Origin of the sequence: Nocardiopsis sinuspersici, assembly GCF_001998325.1 — a bacterium.
GTDB lineage: Bacteria > Actinomycetota > Actinomycetes > Streptosporangiales > Streptosporangiaceae > Nocardiopsis > Nocardiopsis sinuspersici.
The window spans coordinates 4078223-4102369 of sequence record NZ_MCOK01000001.1 but is presented as its reverse complement, the minus strand read 5'-3'; the positions used below and the strand labels follow the sequence as shown (position 1 = coordinate 4102369).

Below are 24147 nucleotides of genomic sequence, written 5' to 3'. Positions count from 1 at the left end.
GGACGAACGCGTGTCCGACAAGACCGTCCAGCCAGCCGTCGTCCAGGGCGTCCTGGAACGGATCACCTACGCCAACGAGGACACCGGGTACACCGTCGCCCGCGTCGACACCGGCCGTGGCGGCGACCTGCTCACCGTGGTCGGCTCCCTCATGGGCGTCCAGCCCGGTGAGGCGTTGCGCATGCGCGGCCGCTGGGGCTCCCACCCCCAGTACGGCCGCCAGTTCCACGTGGACGACTACACGACCGTCCTGCCCGCCACGGTCCAGGGCATCCGCCGCTACCTCGGCTCCGGACTGATCAAGGGCATCGGCCCGAAGATGGCCGAGCGGATCGTCGACCACTTCGGCACCGACGCCCTGGACGTCATCGAGGAGCACCCCGAGCGGCTCATCGAGGTCCCGGGCCTCGGCCCCAAGCGCACCGGGCTCATCGCGAACGCGTGGGAGGAGCAGAAGTCCATCAAGGAGGTGATGGTCTTCCTCCAGGGGGTCGAGGTCACCACCTCCCTGGCCGTGCGCATCTACAAGAAGTACGGCGACGCCTCCATCGACATCGTGCAGAAGGAGCCCTACCGGCTGGCCACCGACGTGTGGGGGATCGGCTTCAAGACCGCCGACACCATCGCCCAGGCGGTCGGCATCCCGCACGACAGCCCGCAGCGGGTGATGGCCGGGATCCAGTTCACCCTCTCGGAGTCCACCGGGGACGGGCACTGCTACCTGCCCGAGGAGAAGCTCATCTCCGCCGCCGTGAAGATCCTCCAGGTGGAGGCCGGGCTGGTGATCGAGTGCGTCGCCGAGCTCGTGGCCACCGAGGGCGTGGTCCGGGAGACCGTCCCCGGACCCGAGGGAGAGCCCGTGCGCGCCGTCTACCTGGTGCCCATGCACCGGGCCGAGGTCGGTCTGACCTCCGGGCTGCGCACCCTGCTCTCCCACCCGGTGGACCGCATGCCCGCGTTCGCCGGGGTGGACTGGGACGTGGCCCTGGACTGGCTGCACTCCCGCACCCGCGCCGAGCTCGCCGAGGCCCAGCGCGAGGCCGTGCGCCTGGCGCTCTCGGAGAAGGTGTGCGTGCTCACCGGCGGGCCCGGCTGCGGCAAGTCCTTCACCGTCGCCTCCGTCGTCACCCTGGCCGCGGCCAAGCGCGCCAAGGTGATCATGGCCGCGCCCACGGGACGCGCCGCCAAGCGCCTCACCGAGATGACCGGGGTCGAGGCCTCCACCGTGCACCGGCTCCTCGAACTCCGCCCGGGCGGCGAGGCCACCTACGACCGCGACAACCCGCTCGACTGCGACCTGCTGGTGGTGGACGAGGCCTCCATGCTGGACGTGCTCCTGGCCAACAAGCTGGTCAAGGCGGTCCCGCCCGGAGCGCACCTGCTGTTCGTCGGCGACGTGGACCAGCTGCCCTCCGTCGGCGCGGGCCAGGTGCTGCGCGACCTGCTCGACGAGGGATCGCCCGTTCCGAGCGTGCGCCTGACCCACGTCTTCCGCCAGGCCCAGCACTCCGGGGTGATCACCAACGCCCACCGGATCAACAGCGGTGAACCGCCGCACTTCCAGGGCATGAACGACTTCTTCCTCTTCCCCTGCGAGGAGTCCGAGGACGCCGCCGAGATGACCGTGGACGTGGTCGCCCGCCGTATCCCTCGCCGGTTCGGCCTCGACCCGCGCCGGGACGTGCAGGTCCTCACCCCCATGAAGGGCGGCCCGGCCGGGGCCGTCAACCTCAACACGGCGCTCCAGGCCGCCGTGACCCCCTCGGGCGAGCACGTCCCCGAACGCCGCTTCGGCGGCCGTGTCTTCCGCGTCGGCGACAAGGTCACCCAGATCCGCAACAACTACGAGAAGGGCGAGACCGGGGTGTTCAACGGAACCCTCGGTGTGGTCACGGGCATCGACTCCGTCGCCCAGGAGGTCCTGGTGCGCACCGACGAGGACGAGGAGGTCGCCTACGACTTCGCCGAGCTCGACGAACTCGCCCACGCCTACGCCGTCACCGTGCACCGGTCCCAGGGCAGCGAGTACCCCGCCGTGGTCGTCCCCGTCACCACCAGCGCCTGGATGATGCTCCAGCGCAACCTGCTGTACACCGCCGTCACCCGGGCGAAGAAGCTGGTCGTCCTCGTCGGCTCCCGGCGCGCCCTGGCCCAGGCGGTCCGCAACGCCTCCTCCGGGCGCAGGCACACGGCGCTGGCGCACCGGCTGCGGTCCGTCCGGTGGACGCCGGGCGGGACCGCCGGGCCGGGCACCCCCTGACCGCTCCGCCGCCGGGCCCGCCATGTCGTGGGGCATCGCTACGCTGGGCACCGTGGAACAACAGACCCTGATCGTGGTGGGCGCCGTCGTCATCCGCGACGGCCGCGTCCTGGCCGCCCAGCGCGCCGGTCCCGAGGCCCTGCGCGGCCGGTGGGAGTTCCCCGGCGGCAAGGTCGACCCGGGGGAGACCCCGGCCCAGGCCGTGGTCCGCGAGTTCCGTGAGGAGCTCGGCGCCGACGTCCGCCCCCTGCACCAGCTCGGCGCGGACGCGCCCTTCCCCGCGCCCGGCCGGGACCACACGCGCCCCGCCGTGCTGCGGCTGTGGCGCGTGGAGCTGCTCTCCGGCGAGCCCGAGGCCCGGGAGCACCTCTCCCTGCGCTGGCTCAACGCCGCCGGCCTGCGCGCCCTGGACTGGCTTCCCGCCGACGTGCCCTTCCTCGACATCGTCGAGCCACTGCTCTCCCCGGGCGCCGTCACCAGGCCCTGAGGACGGTTCGGCCCGCACGTTTCCCCAAGGGGCCGCTTTGACCACATAAACTGGTAACGGGCCGTGGCAATCTGCGGTCTCTTCCCAGTACCAGGAGATCGAGACTTTCCCATGTCCAGCGCTACGCCCGTCGAGGGCTCCGCACGCCGCAGCGACCTCCGCAACGTCGCGATCGTGGCCCACGTGGACCACGGCAAGACGACCCTCGTTGACGCCATGCTCTGGCAGTCCGGAGTGTTCCGCGAGAACCAGGACGTCGACGACCGTGTGATGGACTCCAATGACCTGGAGCGCGAGAAGGGCATCACCATTCTCGCGAAGAACACGGCTGTCCACTACACCACGCCCGAGGGCGAGGACGTGGTCATCAACATCATCGACACCCCCGGCCACGCCGACTTCGGTGGCGAGGTCGAGCGGGGCCTGTCGATGGTCGACGGCGTCGTGCTGCTCGTGGACGCCAGCGAGGGCCCGCTCCCGCAGACCCGCTTCGTGCTGCGCAAGGCACTCCAGGCCAAGCTTCCCGTCATCCTCGTCATCAACAAGGTCGACCGGCCCGACAGCCGCATCGCCGAGGTCGTGGACGACACCTACGAGTTGTTCATGGACCTGGACGCCGACGAGTCGCAGATCGAGTTCCCGATCGTCTACGCCTGCGCGCGCGACGGCAAGGCCTCCCTGGAGCGCCCCGCCAACGGCACCGTGCCCGACAACGACAACCTCGTGCCGCTGTTCAGCACCATCCTGGACACCATTCCGGCTCCCGAGTACGTCCCCGGAGGCTCCCTCCAGGCCCACGTCACCAACCTGGACGCCTCCCCGTTCCTGGGCCGTCTGGCGCTGTGCCGCATCCAGCAGGGTGAGCTGCGCAAGGGCCAGCAGGTCGCGTGGATCCGCACCGACGGCAGCATCCAGCAGGTCAAGCTCACCGAGCTGCTCATGACCGAGGGCCTGCAGCGCAAGCCCGCCGAGAAGGCCGGGCCCGGCGACATCGTCGCCATCGCCGGTATCGAGGACATCATGATCGGCGAGACCCTCGCCGACCTGGAGAACCCGGTCCCGCTGCCGCTGATCCGGGTGGACGAGCCCGCGATCTCCATGACCGTCGGCACCAACACCTCGCCGCTGGTCGGCAGGGTCAAGGGCTCCAAGGTCACCGCCCGCCTGGTCAAGGACCGCCTGGAGAAGGAGCTCGTCGGCAACGTCTCCCTGCGCGTGCTGCCCACCGAGCGCCCCGACACCTGGGAGGTGCAGGGCCGCGGCGAGCTGGCGCTGGCCATCCTGGTCGAGCAGATGCGCCGTGAGGGCTACGAGCTGACCATCGGCAAGCCGCAGGTGGTCACCAAGGTCGTCGACGGCAAGGTCCACGAGCCCGTCGAGCGCCTCACCGTGGACGCCCCCGAGGAGTACATGGGTGCCATCACCCAGCTGCTCAGCGTCCGCAAGGGCCGGATGGAGAACATGGTCAACCACGGCACCGGCTGGGTGCGCATGGACTGGCTGGTGCCCTCCCGCGGCCTCATCGGCTTCCGTACCGAGTTCCTCACCGAGACCCGCGGTACCGGTATCGCCCACCACGTCTTCGAGAAGTTCGAGCCGTGGTTCGGCGAGCTGCGCACCCGGCCCAACGGGTCCCTGGTGGCCGACCGCGCCGGCGCCGCCGTCGCGTTCGCGATGTTCAACCTCCAGGAGCGCGGCACGCTCTTCGTCGAGCCGGGCACCGAGGTCTACGAGGGCATGATCGTGGGCGAGAACTCGCGCGCCGACGACATGGACGTCAACATCACCAAGGAGAAGAAGCTCACCAACATGCGCTCGGCCACCGGCGACGAGCTGGTGCGCCTGGTGCCGCCGCGCAAGCTCTCCCTGGAGCAGGCCCTGGAGTTCTGCCGCGAGGACGAGTGCGTGGAGGTCACCCCCGACCACGTGCGCATCCGCAAGGTCGTCCTGGACCAGAAGGAGCGCGGCCGGATGACGGCCAACAAGAAGCGCCAGCAGCGGTAGTACCACCGCTACGGGACGGGGGCGGGCCGCACGCGCGGTCCGCCCCCACCGCGTTTTCCGGCCGGACGGGTCGGGTAGACCCGTGAGCAGCATGAAGTCCGAGCCCACGTGTCCCCGCTGCGGGCGCGCGGTCCAGCCTCCGGGGCTGTGGACCAGCGCCTGGCAGTGCGACGTCCACGGACCGGTGGTGCCCCTGCAACCGGTGCGGGCACCCGGAACCGCGGCCCTGGAGGTACTCCTGCCCCAGGCCCACGTCCCCGTCTGGATTCCCTGGCCGCTGCCCACCAACTGGGTGGTCACCGGCTTCGCCGAGTGCGGAGACGAACGCAGCGGCGTCCTCGCCACCGCCGTGGCCCTGTCCGGTCCCGACCCGCTCGGCGGCGTCGGCGAGGCCGTCATCGTCGCGGAGGACCCCGGTGTGGGCCTCGGCGCCCGCCTCGCCGGGCTGGAGGGCCCCGACCCCGGCGACGGCTTCGACAGCTCAGCGGCCGACGCCAAGGTGCGCTTCGACGGCCACGAGATCGCGCTGTGGAACCTGGACGTGGGCCGCGACCGGGCCGTCTACACCGGCGAGGCGCTCGCCCACTGGGTGTGGCTGGTGTTCGCAGCCGCCGACACCGGCATGCTCATGTGCGAGATCAACGCTCTGCGCGACCTGCGTGACATCAGGGACGGGGGCGTCGCGCTGGAACCGCCCTTCGGCGCACCCAGCCCCTTCCTCGTCCGGAGCCTGGCGCCCCGGGACGAAACGGACTGAATCCGCCGCCCGGCTCCACCCGTGCGGGGCGCGGCGCCCGGGACTTACGTACAATCGCCCGGTGACACGTATCGACCTGCACTCACACAGCTCGGTCTCCGACGGAACCGACACCCCCGCCGATGTCGTCGAGTACGCGGTCGCCGCGGGTCTCGACGTCCTCGCCCTCACCGACCACGACACGGTCGGCGGTATCGAGGAGGCCGCCAAGTACCTGCCCCCCGGGTTCACCCTCGTTCCGGGGATGGAGCTGTCCTGCGCCTACGCCGGGTCCAGCGTGCACCTGGTGTCCTACCTGTTCGACCCCGAGAACCCCGGCCTGGCAGAGGAGCTGCGCCGTGTCCGCTCCGACCGGGCCGCCCGCGCCGAGGAGATGGTCCGCAAGCTCCGCGACCTGGGGGTGGACCTCACCTGGGAGCGGGTGCTGGAGATCGCCGGCGCGGGCCGCGACGAGTACGCCGACGCCAACACGATCGGCCGCCCGCACCTGGCCCGCGCGATCGTGGAGGCGGGTGCGGCCAGGGACGTGCAGGACGCCTTCGACCGGTGGATCGGCTCGGGCGGCCCGGCCTACGCCTCGCGGTACGCGATCGACCCGGTCCGCGCGGTGGAACTGGTGCGCGCGGCGGGCGGTGTGTGCTCGCTGGCCCACCCGGCCCGGGCGGAGGGCTCCCTCAACGGCGCGGTCCCCCTCGAACTGGTGGAGCGCATGGCCGCCGCGGGCCTGGGCGGGATCGAGGCCGACCACCCCTCGCACAACCGGAGGCAGGCCGTCCACTGGCGCGGGGTGGCCGGGGACCTGGGCGTGGTGGTCACCGGCTCCAGCGACGACCACGGGAGCCTGTCCGGCCGCAGGCTGGGGTGCAGGACCACCGATCCGGAGGCGTTCGAGCGGCTCGTCGCGCCCGCGACGGGGGTGCCGCTTCTGCGGGGGTGAACCGTGTGACGGTTCCCCGGAGTCCGGTACGGTACCGACCACTGTGTGGTAGCGCGACAATGGGTCGCAGCGCGACCCACTCGTACCCTGACGCAAGCGAAAGGTCTGACACCGTGTTCTGGAAGCGGAAGCCGAAGAAGCAGGACGGCCAGGAGGCCACCGACTCCGCTGCGGAGGCCGCGGTGGACCAGGAGGAGGCCAAGGAGGAGGACTCCGCCGAGGCCGGCACGGCCGACGCGAAGGCCGGGAAGGCGGACGCCGAGACCGGGTCCGGCGACACCGGGGCCCCGGAGGACTCCGAGGAGGAGGCCGGGAGGGAAGCCGACGCCGAGGACTCCGAGAAGGAGCCCGAGGAGGACGCGTCCGACGACGTCTTCGCCGACGAGGGCGAGGAGACCGGCGTGACCGGTCCCGACTCCGACAAGATCACCCGCGTGCGCACGGCCGGCGTCTTCGAGTTCGACGGCGAGAAGATCGACATCGTCAGCAACACCTGGATCGTCGAGGCCGACGACGAGGGCGTCATCGTCATCGATCCCGCCTACGACGCCGAGGCCATCATGGAGGCCGTCGGGGAGCGCGAGGTCTACCTCGTGGCCTGCACCAACGCCTACAGCCACCACATCGAGTCGGCCATCAAGATCGCGGAGGAGTCCGAGGCCCCCATCGCCCTGCACCCGCGTGAGATGCGCGCCTGGCGCCGCCACCACGGCGCCGAGCACCGCCCCGAGATCGAGGTGGAGGGCCAGGGCGCCCTCGACATCGGCGACCTGCACATCGACGTCCTGGCCCTGCCCGGCACCGCCACCGGCACCGTCGGCTACTACATCAGCCAGCTCGGGGTCGTCTTCAGCGGTGACACCCTGCGCAGGGGCGAGCCCGGCATGGTCGGCAGCACCTACATCGACTACACGACGCAGCTCGCCTCCATCGGGAAGGCGCTGCTGTCCCTGCCGCCCGACACCCGCGTCCTGCCCGACCGCGGCCCCGCCACCACCGCGGGCGCCGAGAGCAAGAACTTCGACTCCTGGGTCTAGCGCAGGAGCCCCCTCCGCGCTGATCTTGCTCTCGGCGTCACCGTGGAGCGCCGACAGTGCCACTGGGAGCAAGATCACCGTGGTCGGGCGCCGCACCAGGCGCGCCCCTCCGAGGACCCGCCGAGACCTGTTCACCGCCGCGCCGCCGTCCTCCGGCGGCGCGGCCGCGTGCCACGGTCAGCGGCGGCCCACCGACTCCGACTCGTTCCAGAACGCGGTCAGCGCGCTCGCCGTGGTCTCGGGGGCCTCCACGTTGGGGGAGTGACCCGCGCCGGGGACCACCAGGCGCTTGGCCTCCAGCCGCTCGGCCATCCGGTCCTGCTCCTCCAGCGGCCACGCCTCGTCGTTCTCGCCGTACAGGACCAGCTTGGGGGCATCCACACGGGCCAGCTCGTCCACGCGGTCGGGCGCGGCCAACAGCTCCTCGGCCATGTGCATCAGGCCCACGGGGCTGCTGGCCAGCAGCCGCTCGCGCAGGAAGTCGCGGATCTCGGACTGGGGGGTGCGTCCCTGCGCCACGGCGTCGAACTGCTCCTCCCACAGCTCCCGGAGCCGCTCGGAGGTGGGGTTCATGGACACGGCGGCGATGAGGCCGCGCGTGGTGTCCGCGCTCGGACCGCTCAGGGCGCCGGGGCCCGAGCACATCAGGGTGAGCGAGGCCAGCGGCGCCATGTCGACCAGCGCGGCCTCGCGTGAGACCAGCCCGCCGAAGGAGTGCCCCAGCAGGTGGACGGGGCCGCCGTCGCCGATCTGGTCCAGGACCTCGGCGACCACCGCCCCCAGGGAGGGCAGGCGGTAGTCCGGCCGCCGTACGCCGGGCGGGAGCACGAGGGACTCCAGGCCCGGCGACTGGTAGGTGCCGGGGAGGTCGATCGCGACCACCTCCCGGCCGGCCTGGGCCAGGCTCTGGAGGAGGGAGATGAAGTCCTCCTTGCTGCCGGTGAATCCGTGCACCAGGACAGCGGGGGCCAGCTCGGGGCCGCCGGAGGTGGGAAGCGCCCGCAGGGCGGCGACGGGACCGTACGACAGGGGCAGGTCCGCGCGCCGCACGCCCGGGGGCAGGTCGATGAACTGAGGTGTACTCACGTCGGGCCACCCTAGACGATCGGTGACCCGGGCCGGTCGAACCCGGGCCGCGGCCGTGACGGCCATCGGCACCGCGGGGAAGGCCCGTCGCCCGCCCCGCGTCGACCGCGGCGCCCGTTCGGGCGCCCGTGCGTCAGGTGTTCTCGGGATCCCGTCGGGCGGCGCTGGCGCCACCACGGGTACGACGGCGCCGCCGCACCTTGCGGGTGCCCTCGGCGGAGGACTTGCCGCCTTCGCGCGAGGCGTCCGGGGAAGCCGGGGCACTGCTGCCCGCCTTCTCCGCGGGAGCCCCGGACCCGGCCGACCCGCTACCGCCGCGGGTGCGGCGGCGCGAGCGGTTGCGGCTCTGGCCGCGTCCGCCCTCACCGCGGTCCCGGTCCCGGTCGCGGTCGCGGTCCCGTCGGCCGCCCCGGTCGCCGCGGGGCGCCCCGGTGTCGCCGATGTCCTCGACCTCCTCGGCCTCCAGGCCCGCGTGCTCGTCGCGCTTGTCCGCGGCCAGCTTGCCCTTGGTCCCGGCCGGGATCCGCAGCGCCTCGAAGAAGTGCGGCGAGGTGGAGTAGGTCTCCTCCGGCTCGAAGAACGGCAGGTCGAGAGCGCTGTTGATCAGCTTCCAGCGCGGCATCTCCTGCCAGTCCACGAAGGTGACGGCGGTGCCGCTGCGCCCGGCCCGGCCGGTGCGGCCGATGCGGTGCGTGTAGGTCTTCTCGTCCTCGGGCGTCTCGTAGTTGACCACGTGCGTGACGTCGTCCACGTCGAGTCCCCGGGCCGCCACGTCGGTGGCGACCAGGATGTTGATCTTGCCGTTGCGGAAGGCCCGGAGGGCGCGTTCGCGCTGGCTCTGGCCCAGGTCGCCGTGGACGGCCGCGACGGCGAAGCCGCGCGTCTTCAGGTCGCCCGCCACCCGGTCGCAGGCCCGCTTGGTCTGGCAGAACACCATGCTCTGGCCGTGGTCCTCCGCCTGGATCAGGCGGGCGAGCATCTCGATCTTGTCCATCTGGTGGGTGCGGAACGCGTGCTGCGTGATCTGCCCCGTGATGGCCGAGCCGTCGATCTCGTTGTCGTCACTCGCGCGCACGTGGGTGGGGCGGCTCAGGTACTTGCGCGACAGGGAGACGATCTCGCTCGGCATGGTGGCCGAGAAGAGCATGGTCTGGCGCTCGCTCGGGATCTTGGTGAGGATGCGCTCGATGTCGGGCAGGAAGCCCAGGTCGAGCATCTTGTCGGCCTCGTCCAGCACCACCGCGGACACCTCGTCCAGGCGCAGGTGCTTCTGGTTCTCCAGGTCCAGCAGGCGGCCCGGGGTGCCGACGACGACGTCGGTGCCCTCCTTGAGGCCGTTGACCTGCGGCTCGTAGGAACGGCCGCCGTAGACGGTCAGGATGCGGCCGCCGCTGCGCTTGCTGGCGGTGGTCAGGTCCGCGGCGACCTGGATGGCCAGCTCACGGGTGGGGACCACGACCAGGGCGCGGGGCCGCTTGGCCGTGCCGGGTGCGGCCTGTGCCCGCTGGAGCAGCGGGAGGCCGAAGGCCAGGGTCTTGCCGGTACCGGTCCGGGCCTGGCCGATGATGTCGTTGCCGTTCAGCGCGATCGGCAGGGCCAGTTCCTGGATGAGGAAGGGCTCGATGATCCCCTCCGCCTCCAGGGCGTCGGCGAACTCGGTGTTCACGCCGAGGTCGCGGAAGGTGATCTTCGGTTTGGTCGTCTCGTCTGTGCTGCTCAGGGCTCAAGCCTCCATCTTGGCGTGCCGCAACGTTGGCCGGCCGCGGCGGGATGCGGTCCATCGGTCCCTCGCCTCCGTGCGGGCGCGGCTCATCGCTCGCCTCTGTCACGAGGCGCCGCGGTGGCGCAGCCTGCCGGATCCGTGCGACGCGGGGGTTCCCCGCCGCGGATAGGGACCGTCCCCGTATTGGACGGGGAGCGCATCCGTGGTTCGTCGTTGTCCTCGCGCGGCCTGGGCCACCGTCGGTGGGGGTCCGCGCCTGTGCGGGCGCCGCCTCCGCGACGCCGCTGCGTGGGAGATCCCCGCGTGTGTGAGGAGAGTTCGGTCGGACGCACACGCCGGTCATCACGCAGAGTCTAGCTGGTGACGCGCCTGGTGGACATAGCAGTTCACCGGGCTGTGGACGGCGTGGACCGTACCCGCTCCCAGCGGGTGCAACCGTGCCGGCGGTTCGTTTAGTCCCCGGTTCGGTACCCGGGTGGCCGGGCGATACGCTGACCCGCATGATCCAAGGCCCCTCTGACAGTCCCGGCGTGATCGATCTGCTCGGGCTGCTCGCCTACGCCGAGCTCGGTTCCTTCTTCCGTCTCGCCGACGACGCGGGACTGGCCCCCTCCCTGCGGTCCAAGGGCCAGTTGGCCGCCCTCGCCGCCGCCGAGCAGGCGCACTACCAGACGCTGCGGGACCGGCTGGAGGGGCTGGGGGTCGACCCCGAGGAGGCCATGGCGCCCTTCGTGGAACCGCTGGACGCCTGGCACTCCCGGACCGAGCCGCAGAGCTGGCTGGAGAGCCTGGTCAAGACCTACGTCGGCGACGGTATCGCGGGGGACTTCTACCGCAAGGTCGCCGCGCTGGCCGACGAGGAGACGCGGGACCTGGTGGAGGGCGTGCTGGCCGAGACCGGCCGGGCCGAGTTCGTCTCCGAGACGGTGCGCGCCGCCGTGGACGAGGACCCCAAGCTGGCCGGGCGCCTGTCCCTGTGGGCCCGCCGCCTGGTCGGCGAGGCGCTCAGCCAGGCGCAGGCGGTGGCGGTGGCCCGCCCCGACCTCGCCGCGCTGCTGGCCAAGGACCCCAAGGCCTCCGGGGACGACGGCACCGGCCTGGGCGACCTCGCCGCGGTCAGCAGGATGTTCGCCTCGCTCACCGACCGCCACTCGGCCCGTCTGGAAGCCATGGGACTGTCCGGCTGATCCCTCTGGGCGCCGGTTTCAGGTATTACGCAAACTTGGTCTCATCTTGGGATGTCTTGGTCAAGCGCGGGTAATATCCAACACTTCTGTGACGATTCGTTGGCTGATGCCCGTAAAATCGGTGAAGCTTCCGTCTCCTGACCACCCGAGTAGGTACTTCCATGCCCAGTGGGACCTCCGTGCGCCATCCGCTGGCCGGACTGACCCGTGACTTCCACCGGATCGGCCCCCTCGACAGGCCGATCGAGCCCTGGATGTGCGCTGAACTGGACCAGCACGCCGCACAGGTGTGCGAAGGCATCACCGCCTCCGGTGGCGAGCTCAACGCCCGCACCCTCGGTACCTACCTCCACGGGTTCCTCGACGGCTGCCTCGAACGGGGCTGGGACTCCGAGGCGGTCGAGTACGACTGGGAGACCCTCCGAGTCCTCGCCATCTGCCGCCTGGCCAAGGATCGCGGTTTCGTCCGCTAGGTTGGTGACATCCGCAGGCCGGCGCGGGCCACGACCCGAGCTCCTCGTGGCCACCAGCCCTGCCAGTTCTCCGGTGGAAACCCCACGCTGGGCGTACGCTGAAACGTACCGGTGACTCCACAGCGGCCGATGTCGGCCCGGCGCACCGTGGTCGAACCAGGGCCCTGCGGAATGCAACGTGGGACTGGCGGCGTTATGGAAGTCCGGCAAATCGGACCGGCATGCGCCGTAACTGGCGGAGCGGCTCGTGGAGCCGCAAGAAAGGAAGGCGAATGAGGAGCGGTCGGCATGGGGCGGCCCGCCCACCGGTCGGCGTCCTGATTCAACAGGACCGCGTCGACTTCGCGCTTTTCGCACTGATCTTCGTCGTCGCACTGGCGTCGATGGTATTCACCGGACCGGGGAACGTGGCCTTCTGGCTGGCCTTCCTTCCGATCATCGCCTCCGTGGTACTGGCTTTCCGGCGGGTCGAACAACTCGCCCGCCTGGAACTGCGGGACTCCGAGTTCCTCTGAGTTCGCCCGCGGACTCCGGCGAAGCGCCCCGGGGCACCGGGTACGGACGCACGGCGCACACGACGAAGGGCGGGACCGGCCGGTCCCGCCCTCACCTGTGTCCGCGGCGCGCGGCCGGCTACGGAGTGGTCGGCTCGCCGCCCCCGCCGCGGCGCGCGGCCTGGGCCGTGGCCCCGTCGCGCCGCTCCGCGGGCTCGGCGGGACGGTTCATGGCCGCCTCGCGCCCGGCGTTGTAGCTGGCCTCCTCGCTGATCCGGCCGGTCTCGCGCTCGGCGACGTCCAGCCAGCGGGACCAGCGCGACCGCATCGGCTCGATCATGCCGCCGCCGACGCCGACGATGAGGATGCCGCCGATCGTGGCCAGGACCGTGATCAGGACCGGCAGGGTCACGGTCACGGCGACGCCGATCTCGTTCAGCGCGGCGATGACGCCGAGCGCCATGATGAACACGGCCGCCACGTTGGCCAGGACCGAGCCGTAGGACAGCCCGCCCAGAGCACCGGAGACGACGTTGCGGACCGCCTTGGCGATCATCGCGGCCACCACGACGATGATCAGCGCGACGATGGCGCTCGGGATCCAGGCGATGACCTGGCTGAGCAACTCGCTGATCGGGTTCGGTCCGAAGACGTTGAACGCGAGCGTGAACACGAACAGCAGTCCGACGTAGTAGATGATCTTTCCGCACAGCTCGCTGGCGCTCCAGCGGCTGCGCTCGAAGTACTCGCCCACACCCCCGCGGTGCAGCGCGCGGTCCAGTCCGACGCTGTGCAGCCCCTTGGAGACCGCCTTGCCCACGACCCAGGCGATAAGCCAGCCCAGGACCAGGATCACCAGGAAGCCGATCAGTTGCGGAACGAAACTGACCACCGCCTGCCAGGCCGTCGTCAGCCCCTGACCCACGTTCATAACGTCTTCACCCCCAAATCGCTTGCTCCGCCGGGGTCCGGACAAGGACCAGACGGATACGGCGAAGAGAAGCACGTTACTTCTCATTCCGGCGATACCCGGAGGGCGGCGATCGAATCGCATGTTCCGCATGCGCCGGGGTGATTCCCTTTTCTTTATGAATTCATTGCGAAATGATGGGTGGATGTTTTCCTCATTTCGCAGCGAGAGGACCCCCGGGCGCACTCGGCGCCCGGGGGTCCTCTCGTGGAAAGGGGCTGGGTTCTGTTCGGTGGACTCGGATCCTGTGCCGCCGGGGGGTTGGCGAGGGCGCCGACGGGGCCGCCGGAGGTCCCGCGGGCGCACCCGCGGGGACCGAAGGCTCCCGTACCTGCGGCGTCCGGGCACGAGGCAGGCGCGGCCGAGCCTCAAGGAAGCACGGGCTAGTCCTGTTCCCCGGCCGCCCGCTGCAGGTCCCAGCCGCTGATCCCGCGCCAGGCCAGGCGGGCCACCAACTGCTCCGCGGCGTCCTTGGGGACGGATCCGTGGTTGTTGAGCCAGTACCGGGCGCTGGTCTCGGCCATGCCCACCAGTCCGATGCTCAGCAGGTGCGCCTCCTCGTCGGAGATGCTGGTGTCCTGCCGGATCACCGCGCCGATCAGTTCGGCGCAGCGCTGGAAGGTCTCCTCGCTCTTCTCCCGCACGGCGGGCAGGTTGCGCAGGTCGGACTCGAACACCAGACGGAAGGCCTCGCCGTCGCCCGCGACGAAGTCGAAGTAGGCGCGAAAGCTCGCGATGACGCGCTGGCGGTTGTCGTCGGTGCTCTCCAGGGCCTCGCGCTGCTTCTCGACCAGCACCTCGGAGTGTTCCTCCAGCAGGGCCAGGTACAGCTCCAGCTTGCCTGGGAAGTGCTGGTAGAGCACGGGCTTGCTGACCCCGGCACGGTCGGCGATCTCGTCCATCGCCGCCGCGTGGTACCCACGCGCGACGAAGACCTCCTGTGCCGCGGCCAGGAGCTGACGGCGGCGCCTGACCCGGGGCAAGCGGGTGCCCCGGGCGCGGGCGTCTGAAGGAGCTGTCACACCCACACCCTCCGAACTCGGCATGGCAGATGCACGCCATCACCGGACATCTGCGTGGCTAGTGCCGTCGAACGCCGCCGGTGGCGCGTTCCACGGCTTTCCCCCTCATCTTACTCCGGCGTAGGTTCCCCCCGGGCAGGGTGGAGCGGGACCGTGGGTCGCGCGACCCGCCCGGAACACCCGGGAAACAGGCGGTCGGGGGCGTGGCCGGCGGTCGCGGGAGGTGTCCGGAGAAAAACGGAGAACGGACGCGGACGCGGTCACCGACGCTCGTCGTCGTCGTTTCCGACGTCGCGCGCCTGCTCCACCACGTCCGCCTCGGCGGCCTGGTCGAAGCTCTCCGGCGGCGGTTCGTTCCATCCGTTCGCGGTGTCGTCGTCCGCGGCCGGTGTGCGCTGCTCGGCCGCGTCGGCCTCGGGCACCTCGGGGGCGGGGGACGGTTCACCGGCGTCCGGGCGTCGTCTCGCGGAACGGTTCTCCTGTGCCACGGGGGCCTCCCCAAACGTCGTCGCCGACTGTACAGGCGACCACTACCCACCGCCGGGCACGGTACGCCGGCCCCCGCGGAATGAACTCCCGGCCGGTGTTGGTTGCCCTGAGGAGGACGTGCGCGGACGCGTGTGTGCTCCCACACCTCCCGGGGGTGGGAATGGAATACCCCACCCGTTAGGTTGGGTATGAGTGCAAGCACGCTTCGCGCCCTCCGCCCCCTCGCCCGGCGGTTTCCCGGTACGGGCGGTGTGAAGCAACCGAACAGACATGAGGAGTCACCGTGTCGCTGCCGCCGCTGGTGGAACCAGCTGACGAGCTGACCGTGGACGAGGTGCGCCGATACTCGCGCCACCTGATCATCCCCGACGTGGGTATGGACGGGCAGAAGCGCCTGAAGAACGCCAAGGTCCTGGTCGTCGGCGCGGGCGGCCTGGGCTCCCCGGCGCTGCTCTACCTGGCCGCCGCGGGGGTGGGCACGCTCGGCATCATCGACTTCGACGTCGTGGACGAGTCCAACCTCCAGCGCCAGATCATCCACGGACAGAGCGACGTCGGCCGCCCCAAGGCCGAGTCCGCCCGGGACAGCGTCAAGGAGGTGAACCCGGGCACCCGTGTGGTCCTGCACCAGGAGCGCCTGGAGTCGGACAACGCGCTGGAGGTCTTCGCCGACTACGACCTGGTCCTGGACGGAACCGACAACTTCGCGACCCGCTACCTGGTCAACGACGCCTGCGTCATCCTGGACAAGCCGTACGTGTGGGGCTCCATCTACCGCTTCGACGGCCAGGTCAGCGTCTTCTGGAACGAGTACGGGCCCCAGTACCGCGACCTGTACCCCGAGCCCCCGCCGCCCGGCATGGTGCCCTCCTGCGCCGAGGGCGGCGTCCTGGGCGTGCTGTGCGCCTCGATCGGCTCGGTCATGGTCAACGAGGCCATCAAGCTGATCACCGGCATCGGGGACCCCCTGGTGGGCCGCCTGCTCATCTTCGACGCCCTGGAGATGAGCTGGCGCGAGGTCAAGGTCCGCAAGGACCCCGACACCGAGCCGGTCACCGAGCTGATCGACTACGAGGCGTTCTGCGGAGCCGTGTCGGAGGAGGCCACCGAGGCCGCCGCCGGCGCCACGATCACCGCGGGCGAGCTCAAGGAACTGCTGGACAACAAGCCCGAGGACGTCTTCCTCGTGGACGTCCGGGAGAAGAACGAGTACGAGATCGTCAACATCCCGGGGGCCACGCTCATCCCCAAGGGCGATTTCCTCAACGGCAAGGCGCTGGAGCGGCTGCCCCAGGACAAGCGCGTCGTCCTGCACTGCAAGTCGGGCGTGCGCTCGGCCGAGGCGCTGGCGGCGGTGCACGCGGCCGGGTTCTCCGACGCCGTCCACGTGGGCGGCGGCGTCCTGGCCTGGATCAACCAGGTCGACCCGAGCCTGCCCGTCTACTAGGCGGTGCCCGGGGAACACGTCGTCCCCGGAGAACGCGCGGTATCCGTCCGCGGGGCGGCGCCGGAAGACCCCTTCCGGCGCCGCCCCGCGTGCTTTCGCGCCCTCCCGTGCCCGCCCCGGGCCGTGCCTGTCCCGGCCGGTAACTGGGTAGGAGTCGTCCAGAGGCCGTCGGCCGACCGCCGGCGGCAGTCCTGACGCAGGGAGGTGTTCCATGCGATGGAAGGGACGCTGGGCGGACTGGGTGGCGATCCTCGCCGGTCTGGCCCTGGGACTGAGCTGGATCTGGCACGGGATGTACGGCCTCGGCGGAGGCGCGATGCTCGTCCTCGGCCTGGGGGTCATCGTGGCCGGGGTCGTCTCCATCACCCGCCCGGGAGCGCTGTCGAGCGAGACGGGAGTCCTCGCGATCGGTGTCCTGACGTTCGTCCTGCCGTGGCTGCTGGGTTTCACGGACGTCACCGCAGCCGCCTGGACGGCGTGGATCCTCGGCGTGGGCATCGCCGCGCTGGGGGTGTTCGGCCTGATGAGGGCGCGCCAGGCGCGCAAGCGCGACCCCGAACTCGCCTGGGGCTCGCAGGCCTACCAGGTCCACAACTGATCCGACGGCCGTCTCCCTCCGGGGCCGCCTCCGCTCACGCGGGGCGGCCCCCCGCCGTCGGCGGCCCCGACGGCCGGTGGCCTTCCGTCGGTGGCCGCCGCTAGGTTGTGGGGGTGTTCACGGACGAGGAGGGCGGACCCGACGACTACGCCGAGGAGGTCCTGGCACTGGTCGAGCGGATCCCGCCCGGACGGGTGATGGCCTACGGCGACATCGCCGAGTACGTCGGCAGGGGAGGGCCCCGCCAGGTCGGCTCGGTCATGTCCTCCTGGGGAGGGGGAGTGCCCTGGTGGCGCGTGGTGCGCGCGGACGGCAGGCCGCCCTCCTGCAACGAGGTCCGCGCACTGTCCCACTACGCGGCGGAGGGCACCCCGATGCGCCCGGGGAGCGACCGTGTGGACATGCGCAGAGCCCGGTGGGACGGGGAGGGCGGAAGCTGAGAGGGTCCCTGTGGCGGAGATGACGTGCGGGATGGTCGCCGGTCTCTGGTGAACTGGTGGCGTGAACACATCTCCGTACCGTCTCGTGCGGCGCACCCACCAGGTGCAGCCGCCGCCGGTGCTGGACGAGAACCAGCGGCGCGTGGTCGAGCACGGGGGCGGCCCCCTCCTCGTGCTGGCCGGGCCCGGCACCGGCAAGACCACCACCATCGTCGAGGCCGTCGTCGACCGCATCGAGCACCGCGGCGTGGACCCCTCGCGCGTGCTGGTGCTCACCTTCAGCCGCAAGGCCGCCCAGGAACTGCGCGAGCGCATCACCGCACGGCTGCGCCGCACCACCCGCGAACCGCTGGCCCTGACCTTCCACAGCTACGCCTACGCCCTGATCCGCCGGGAGTTCCAGCGCATGGGCGACCTGCCCCCGCGCCTGCTCTCGGGCCCCGAACAGCTGATGGAGGTCCGCGAGCTCCTCACCGGAGAGGCCCTGGACGGCGCCGCGGACTGGCCCGAGCGCCTGCGCCCCGCCCTGGAGACCCGCGGGTTCGCCCAGGAACTGCGCGACTTCCTCATGCGCGCCCAGGAGCGCGGCATGGGCCCGGCCGACCTGGAGCGGCTGGGCCGCGAGCGCGGCCGCGACGACTGGGTCGCGGCCGCCGGGTTCCTGGACCGCTACACCGGCCGTTTCGACATCGCCCCCGTGCCCACGCTCAACTACGCCGAGCTGGTGCGGGTCGCCGCGAACCTGCTCTCCGACCCCGAGGTCCAGGACCGCGAGCGCGCCGCCCACGAGGCCGTGTTCGTCGACGAGTACCAGGACACCGATCCCGCCCAGGAGGAACTCCTGCGCGCCCTGGCCGGGGACGGCCGCGACCTGGTCGCGGTCGGCGACCCGGACCAGTCCGTCTACGCCTTCCGCGGCGCCGAGGTCCGGGGCATCCTGGACTTCCCGCGCCGCTTCCCGACCGCACGGCGCACCGAGGCCCCCGTGGTCGCGCTGCGCACCTGCCGCCGCAGCGGCCCGGCCCTGCTCTCGGCCTCGCGCGCCCTGACCCGGCGCCTGCCCGCGGTCGCCTCCGCGCGCGGCCACGTCAACGAGCACCGCGCCCTGACCCCGGCCGAGGGCCTCCCCGAGGGCGAGGTCCGCGTGCTGCTGGCCGACAGCGCCACCCAGGAGGCCGCGGTCATCGCCGACGTCCTGCGCCGTGCCCACCTGGTCGACGGCGTCCCGTGGTCGGACATGGCCGTGCTGGTGCGCTCCTCCAGCCGCCAGCTACCGGTACTGCGCCGCGCCCTGACCGCCGCCTCGGTCCCCGTCGCGGTCGGCGCCGACGACCTCCCCGTGGCCGCCGAGCCCATCGTCCGCCCCATGCTCGCGCTGATCCGCTACGGCCTGTCCCCGCACGAGCTGGACGAGGACGCGGCGCGCGAACTGCTCACCAGCCCCTTCGGAGAGGCCGACACGGTACGGCTGCGCAGGCTCGTGCGTGCGCTGCGCCGCCTGGACCTGGACCGCGCCCACGCCGCTCCCGAGGAGGAGGGGGACGGCTCCGGAAAGGAGGACGCGGGCGCCTACAGGCCCGCCTCCCGGCTGCTCGTGGACGCCCTGCTCGACCCGGCCGACCTCGCCCTCGTCGACCCCGAGGTCGCCGCGCCCGCCACCCGCGTCGCCGAGGCGCTGCGCACCGTCCGCGAGCTGTCCGCCAGGAGGGCCGACGCCGAGCAGGTCCTGTGGGAGCTGTGGCGCGGCAGCGGCCTCGCCGACCGGCTGCTGCGCCACAGCCTGGCCGGGGGCCGCCGGGGCGCCGCCGCGGACCGCGACCTGGACGCCGTGGTCGCCCTGTTCGAGAGCGCGGCCCGCTACTGCGACCGGCTGCCCCCCGGCAGCCCCGCCGGGTTCCTGGAGGACCTCGCCGCCCAGGAGATCCCCGGCGACAGCCTCGCCGAGCGCGCGCCCGAGGGCGAGGCGGTGCGCATCCTCACCGCCCACCGCTCCAAGGGCCTGGAGTGGGGCCTGGTCGTGGTCGCCGGGGTCCAGGAGGGCGACTGGCCCGACCTGCGGCTGCGCGGCTCCCTGCTCGGCGTGGAGGAGCTCGTCGACGCCGACGTGCACTCCGCCGACTCCTCCGGCACGGCCCTGGCCTCCAAACTCCTGGACGAGGAGCGCCGCCTGTTCTACGTGGCCCTGACCCGGGCCCGCCGCACCCTGGTGGTGACCGCCGTGGGCGGTGAGGACACCGACGAGCGCCCCTCGCGCTTCCTCACCGAACTGGGCGTCGGCGATCCCGAGCCCGTCAGCACGGGCCTGCGCTGGCTGTCCCTGCCCTCGCTCGTCGCCGACCTGCGCTCGGTGGTCACCGACCCCGGGGCCCCCGATCCGCTGCGCGACGCCGCCGCCCTGCACCTGGCCCGCCTGGCCGAGGAGGGCGTGCGCGGCGCCGACCCCTCGGAGTGGTACGCGCTCACCCCCTTCACCGACGACCGCCCCCTGGCGGACGAGGAGGACACCATCCGTGTCTCGCCCTCCCAGGTGGAGAGCTTCACCAACTGCGAGTTGCGCTGGCTCCTCGAACGCGCCGCCGGAGCCTCCTCCGGGGACTCCGCCTCGGCCCTGGGCACCGTCGTGCACGCCGTCGCCGTCCTGGTGGCCCAGGGCAGCACCCCCGAGGAGATCAGCGGGCGCATGGACGAGATCTGGGCCGACCTGGACTTCGGCGGCCCCTGGCAGTCCAGGGCCCAGCGCGACCGCGCCGACACGATGGTCCGCAAGCTCGTCGACTGGGAGGCGGCCAACGACCGCGAACTGGTCGTCACCGAGGAGGGCTTCCGGGTGGACGTGGGCGGCATCGAGATCACCGGCCGAGTGGACCGCCTCGAACGCGACGACCAGGGCCGCGCCGTGGTCGTGGACATCAAGACCGGCAGGAACAAGGCCGACGACCTGGCCCGCCACCCCCAGCTCGGCGTCTACCAGATGGCGGTCCTCCAGGGGGCCTTCGCCAGGATCGGCCTCACCGAGCCGGGCGGCGCCTCGCTCGTACAGGTCGGCGAGAAGATCAAGAAGGCGCGGGAACAGCCCCAGCCGCCCCTGGGCGAGGACCCCGACCCCGGATGGGCCGGGACCCTGGTGCGCGAGGTCGCCACCGGTATGGGCGGGTCCCGCTTCACCGCCACACGCAACAAGGGCTGCAGATCGTGCGCCGTCCGCGCCTGCTGCCCGGTCCAGGACGAGGGCAGACATGTCTGAAACCCACCCCCACCAACCCCGACCCCACCCCGAACCGGACCCCCGGCCCCACCTCCAACCCCATCCCCGCTTCTCCCCCTCGGAACTCGCCCGCCTCCTCGGCCAGCCCGAGCCCACCGCCGAGCAGTCCCAGGTCGTCTCCGCCCCCCTGGAACCCGGCGTGGTCATCGCGGGCGCGGGGTCGGGCAAGAGCGAGACCATGGCCTCCCGGGTGGTGTGGCTGGTGGCCAACGGCCAGGTGCGCCCCGACCAGGTCCTCGGCCTGACCTTCACCCGCAAGGCCACCGCCGAGCTGGCCGAGCGCGTGCGCAAGCGCCTGGAGCAGCTGCGCGCCACCGAGCAGCTGCCCGAGGAGCTGTTCGACGGCGAGCCCACCGTGTCCACCTACAACGCCTACGCCGGGCGCATCGTCTCCGACCACGCCCTGCGCGAGGCCGTCGAGCCCACCTCCCGCCTGCTCAGCGCGGGCCAGGCCTGGCAGCTGGCCTCCCGGATCGTCGGCGAGTACGACGGGCCCATGGACCTGATCACGGTCGGGGCCGACACCGTCACCCGCCGCGTCCTGGACCTGTCCGGGCAGATCGCCGACCACCTCACCACCGCCGAGCGGGTGCGCGGTATCGGCCGGTGGCTGCGGGCGGCCGTCGACGCCCTGCCGCGCAAGCCCACGGTGCCCACCCGCAACCTGCTCAACGCCCAGTTGCGCCGCGAGCAGCTCCTGCCGCTCGTGGAGCGCTACGAGCACGCCAAGCACGCCCGCGAGGCCCTGGACTTCGGCGACCAGGTGTCCCTGGCCGCCCGCATCGCCGAGAACCACCCGGAGGTCGGCCTCATCGAGCGGGGGCGGTTCCGCGTGGTCCTGCTGGACGAGTACCAGGACACCAGCCACGCCCAGCTCGTGCTGCTGCGCGCCCTGTTCGGCGAGGGCCACCCGGTCACCGCCGTCGGCGACCCCTGCCAGTCCATCTACGGCTGGAGGGGGGCCGTCGCCGCCAACCTCACCAACTTCCCCAACGACTTCCCGGCCGCCCCGGGCCGTGCCGCGCCCGTGCGCCGCCTGGCCACCAGCTTCCGCAACGGCGAGCACGTCCTGGAGGTCGCCAAGCACATCTCCGAGCCCCTGCGCGCCGAGAGCGCCGAGGTACCCGTCCTGCACCCCGGACCGGCCCGGCGCGGCCGCGGCACCGTCCGCACGGGCCTGTTCACCGGCCAGCAGGACGAGGCCGACTGGATCGCCGAGGAGGTCGAGAAGTACCTGCGCTCCGCCCCCGGCGAGCCGGGCAGCGCCGAGACCGCGCCGGACGGGCTGCCCTGGCCCCCGGGAGAGCACGGCGGCGCCGCGGACGGCGGGATCAGCCCCGGCGACATCGCCGTGCTGTGCCGCAAGCGCTCCCAGTTCCCGGCGCTGCGCGAGGCCCTGGAGGCGCGCGAAATCCCCGTGGAGGTCGTCGGCCTGGGCGGGCTCATGATGGTGCCCGAGGTCCGCGACATCATCGCCACCCTGCGCGTGGTCCACGACGCCTCGGCGGGCAACGAGCTCGCCCGGATCCTCACCGGCCCGCGCTGGCGGATCGGGCCGCGCGACCTCGCCGCGCTCGGCGCACGCGCCGCGGAACTGGCCCGCCACACCCGGCGCGACCTCACCTCGCCCGACCCCGGCGAGGAGCCCGAGGACGACGTCCTGCGCCGCACCGTCCTCGACCTGACCGCCGAGAGCGGCAGCCTGGTGGACGCCCTGGACGACCCGGGCCCGGCCGAGAACTACTCCGAGGCCGCCCGCGAACGGCTCGGCCGCCTCGCCGAGGAGCTGCGCACCCTGCGCAAGCTCGTCGGGCAGCCGCTGCCCGACCTGATCACCGAGACCGAGCGGATGCTCGGCCTGGACATCGAGGTGGGCGCCCGCGTCCACCGCGACCCCCTGTCCGCGCGCGCGGACCTGGACGCGTTCGTCGACCACGCGGTCCGCTTCACGGGCAGCAGCGAGGACCCCACGCTGGGCAGCTTCCTCAGCTACCTCAGGGCCGCGGCGGAGCGGGAGAGCGGTCTGGCCCCGGGCGAGCGCGTCAGCGGCAACGACACCGTCAAGCTCATGACCATGCACGCCTCCAAGGGGCTCCAGTGGCCCGTGGTGGTCGTGCCCGGGATCAGCGGCGGCAGGTACTCCCCGCTGTTCCCCACGACCCTGTCCGAGGGCGACATGTGGATCAAGGGCGAGCACCTGCTGCCCTACCGGCTGCGCGGAGACCGGCGGAACCTGCCCGAGCTCCTGTCGGTGGACAAGAAGGGCATCGACGAGTTCAAGGAGGCCGAGCAGGAACGCCACCTGCTGGAGGAGCGGCGCCTGGCCTACGTCGCCGTCACCCGTGCCTCCTTCGCCCTGCTGTGCACCGGCCACTGGTGGGGGCGCGACGCCGCGAGCGAGCGCGGGCCCTCGCAGTTCCTGGAGGAGGTCCGGCGGGCCTGCGGCGACAGCGGCCGTGGTCCCAGGAGGGTCGAGCGCTGGGACCCCCGGCCCGACCCCGACGACAACCCCTACGAGGAGGGAGAGGGCGACACGGCCGTGTGGCCGCCCGAGGAGGGCGCCGACCCCGCCGCGGACGGGTCCGCCGGCCGGCGCGCCGGGATCCTCGCCGGTGCCGACATGGTCGAGCGCGCCCGTGCCCGCCTGCTCGCGGGGGAGACCGACCCCGAGGAGGAGGGGGCCGCGCCGCCGCCCAGGCTGAGCCGCCGCCTCCAGGGCTGGGAGCGCGACACCGAGCTGCTGCTCGCCCACCGGCAGGCCGAGGAGGCCGGCCCCGGGGAGAGGACCGTCCAGGTCGAGCTGCCCGGCCACCTGTCGGTGTCGTCCATGGTGTGGCTGGCACGCGACCCCTCCGCCCTGGCCCGGCAGATCCGTCGTCCGCTGCCCCGCCCGCCCGCACCGCACACCCGGCGCGGCACCGCCTTCCACACCTGGCTGGAGCAGCGGTTCGGCCAGCGGGCCACCCTGCTGGACGAGCTGCCCGGAGCCGCGGACGAGACCGCGGGGGAGGACGAGGACCTCGCCGAGCTCCAGAGCCGCTTCGAGGAGAGCGAGTGGGGCCCACGCGTCCCGGTGGAGGTGGAGGTGCCCTTCGAGACGGTCATCGGCGACCGGCTGATCCGGGGCCGCATGGACGCGGTCTTCCACGACCCCGGGACGGGCCGCTACGACGTGGTGGACTGGAAGACCGGCCGTCCGCCCTCCGGCGACGCCGAGCGCCGCGCCGTGGGCGTGCAGCTGGCCGCCTACCGCCTGGCCTGGGCGGACCTGGCGGGGGTGGCGCTGGAGGAGGTGCGCGCCGCCTTCCACTACGTGCGCGACGGGCTGACCGTGCGTCCCACGGACCTGCTCGACGCCGAGGGCCTGGCCGCGCTCATCGAGGCCGTCCCCGAACCCGGGTGAGGCCGGGGCGCCGGTGCCAGGACGTGCGTGGCGCACACGCGCCCGCCGTCCGGCGCCCGCCCGGTGCC

At 72.3% G+C, this 24147-nt stretch carries 19 protein-coding genes; 14 read left to right on the top strand and 5 right to left on the bottom strand.

All coding sequences use genetic code 11. The features are described 5' to 3' along the window. Window positions 1-10 precede the first annotated feature (10 nt). The 6 genes from recD2 (at window position 11) to NOSIN_RS17675 (ending at window position 7482) form a co-directional block, all read left to right on the top strand. On the top strand, window positions 11-2260 hold the full coding sequence (recD2, locus tag NOSIN_RS17700; protein ID WP_077691817.1) for an SF1B family DNA helicase RecD2: 2250 nt from the start codon (window positions 11-13) through the stop codon (window positions 2258-2260). Between the two features lie 52 nt (window positions 2261-2312). Next, entirely contained in the window at window positions 2313-2747 is a 435-nt protein-coding gene (locus NOSIN_RS17695; RefSeq protein WP_077693635.1) for a (deoxy)nucleoside triphosphate pyrophosphohydrolase, read from the top strand. Between the two features lie 111 nt (window positions 2748-2858). Continuing rightward, complete coding sequence (gene typA / locus NOSIN_RS17690) at window positions 2859-4751, top strand: translational GTPase TypA (protein ID WP_077691816.1); 1893 nt, start codon at window positions 2859-2861, stop codon at window positions 4749-4751. A gap of 91 nt (window positions 4752-4842) precedes the next feature. After that, window positions 4843-5508 (top strand): DUF6758 family protein, encoded by a 666-nt coding sequence (locus NOSIN_RS17685; protein ID WP_077691815.1) that lies wholly within the window; start codon window positions 4843-4845, stop codon window positions 5506-5508. 61 nt (window positions 5509-5569) lie between these two features. Then, window positions 5570-6445, top strand: coding sequence for a PHP domain-containing protein (locus NOSIN_RS17680; RefSeq protein WP_077691814.1), 876 nt, complete (start codon window positions 5570-5572; stop codon window positions 6443-6445). 113 nt (window positions 6446-6558) lie between these two features. Beyond that, window positions 6559-7482 (top strand): MBL fold metallo-hydrolase, encoded by a 924-nt coding sequence (locus tag NOSIN_RS17675; RefSeq protein WP_077691813.1) that lies wholly within the window; start codon window positions 6559-6561, stop codon window positions 7480-7482. 177 nt (window positions 7483-7659) lie between these two features. Here NOSIN_RS17675 and NOSIN_RS17670 read toward each other — a convergent pair whose 3' ends face one another. After that, the gene (locus NOSIN_RS17670) at window positions 7660-8568 is read right to left on the bottom strand and encodes an alpha/beta fold hydrolase (RefSeq protein ID WP_236743389.1); all 909 of its coding nucleotides are present in this window, start codon (window positions 8566-8568) and stop codon (window positions 7660-7662) included. A gap of 133 nt (window positions 8569-8701) precedes the next feature. Beyond that, window positions 8702-10234: a DEAD/DEAH box helicase gene (locus tag NOSIN_RS17665; protein ID WP_077691812.1), complete on the bottom strand. Its 1533-nt coding sequence runs from the start codon at window positions 10232-10234 to the stop codon at window positions 8702-8704. A gap of 557 nt (window positions 10235-10791) precedes the next feature. Here NOSIN_RS17665 and NOSIN_RS17660 point away from each other — a divergent pair. From NOSIN_RS17660 to NOSIN_RS17650, 3 genes are all read left to right on the top strand, one after another. Beyond that, window positions 10792-11478 (top strand): ferritin-like fold-containing protein, encoded by a 687-nt coding sequence (locus NOSIN_RS17660; protein WP_077691811.1) that lies wholly within the window; start codon window positions 10792-10794, stop codon window positions 11476-11478. Window positions 11479-11639: 161 nt separating this feature from the next. Next, complete coding sequence (locus tag NOSIN_RS17655; protein WP_077691810.1) at window positions 11640-11951, top strand: DUF6401 family natural product biosynthesis protein; 312 nt, start codon at window positions 11640-11642, stop codon at window positions 11949-11951. Window positions 11952-12223: 272 nt separating this feature from the next. Continuing rightward, complete coding sequence (locus NOSIN_RS17650) at window positions 12224-12466, top strand: hypothetical protein (RefSeq protein ID WP_077691809.1); 243 nt, start codon at window positions 12224-12226, stop codon at window positions 12464-12466. Between the two features lie 118 nt (window positions 12467-12584). On the opposite strand, the gene NOSIN_RS17645 is transcribed toward NOSIN_RS17650, so the two are convergent. The 3 genes from NOSIN_RS17645 to NOSIN_RS17635 all read right to left on the bottom strand — a co-directional run bounded on the left by NOSIN_RS17645 (window position 12585) and on the right by NOSIN_RS17635 (window position 14925). Beyond that, window positions 12585-13376, bottom strand: coding sequence for a mechanosensitive ion channel family protein (locus NOSIN_RS17645; protein WP_077691808.1), 792 nt, complete (start codon window positions 13374-13376; stop codon window positions 12585-12587). A 422-nt stretch (window positions 13377-13798) separates the two neighbouring features. Then, window positions 13799-14437, bottom strand: a complete 639-nt coding sequence (locus tag NOSIN_RS17640) for a TetR/AcrR family transcriptional regulator (RefSeq protein ID WP_077691807.1) — start codon at window positions 14435-14437, stop codon at window positions 13799-13801. 260 nt (window positions 14438-14697) lie between these two features. Further along, window positions 14698-14925: a hypothetical protein gene (locus NOSIN_RS17635; RefSeq protein ID WP_077691806.1), complete on the bottom strand. Its 228-nt coding sequence runs from the start codon at window positions 14923-14925 to the stop codon at window positions 14698-14700. A 284-nt stretch (window positions 14926-15209) separates the two neighbouring features. Between NOSIN_RS17635 and moeZ the strand changes: the two genes are divergently transcribed. From moeZ to NOSIN_RS17610, 5 genes are all read left to right on the top strand, one after another. Further along, window positions 15210-16373 carry an adenylyltransferase/sulfurtransferase MoeZ gene (gene moeZ, locus NOSIN_RS17630; RefSeq protein ID WP_077691805.1) on the top strand — a complete coding sequence of 388 codons (1164 nt, stop codon included), beginning with the start codon at window positions 15210-15212 and terminating at the stop codon, window positions 16371-16373. Between the two features lie 211 nt (window positions 16374-16584). Beyond that, a complete protein-coding gene (locus tag NOSIN_RS17625) occupies window positions 16585-16971 on the top strand; it encodes an SPW repeat protein (protein ID WP_077691804.1) in 387 nt (128 codons plus the stop codon). Window positions 16972-17084: 113 nt separating this feature from the next. Further along, window positions 17085-17411, top strand: coding sequence for an MGMT family protein (locus NOSIN_RS17620; protein WP_077691803.1), 327 nt, complete (start codon window positions 17085-17087; stop codon window positions 17409-17411). A gap of 85 nt (window positions 17412-17496) precedes the next feature. After that, a complete protein-coding gene (locus NOSIN_RS17615; protein WP_171986672.1) occupies window positions 17497-20655 on the top strand; it encodes an ATP-dependent helicase in 3159 nt (1052 codons plus the stop codon). After that, window positions 20648-24079, top strand: a complete 3432-nt coding sequence (locus tag NOSIN_RS17610; protein ID WP_077691801.1) for an ATP-dependent helicase — start codon at window positions 20648-20650, stop codon at window positions 24077-24079. Before NOSIN_RS17615 ends, NOSIN_RS17610 begins: the two co-directional genes overlap by 8 nt. The last annotated feature ends 68 nt before the right edge of the window (window positions 24080-24147 follow it).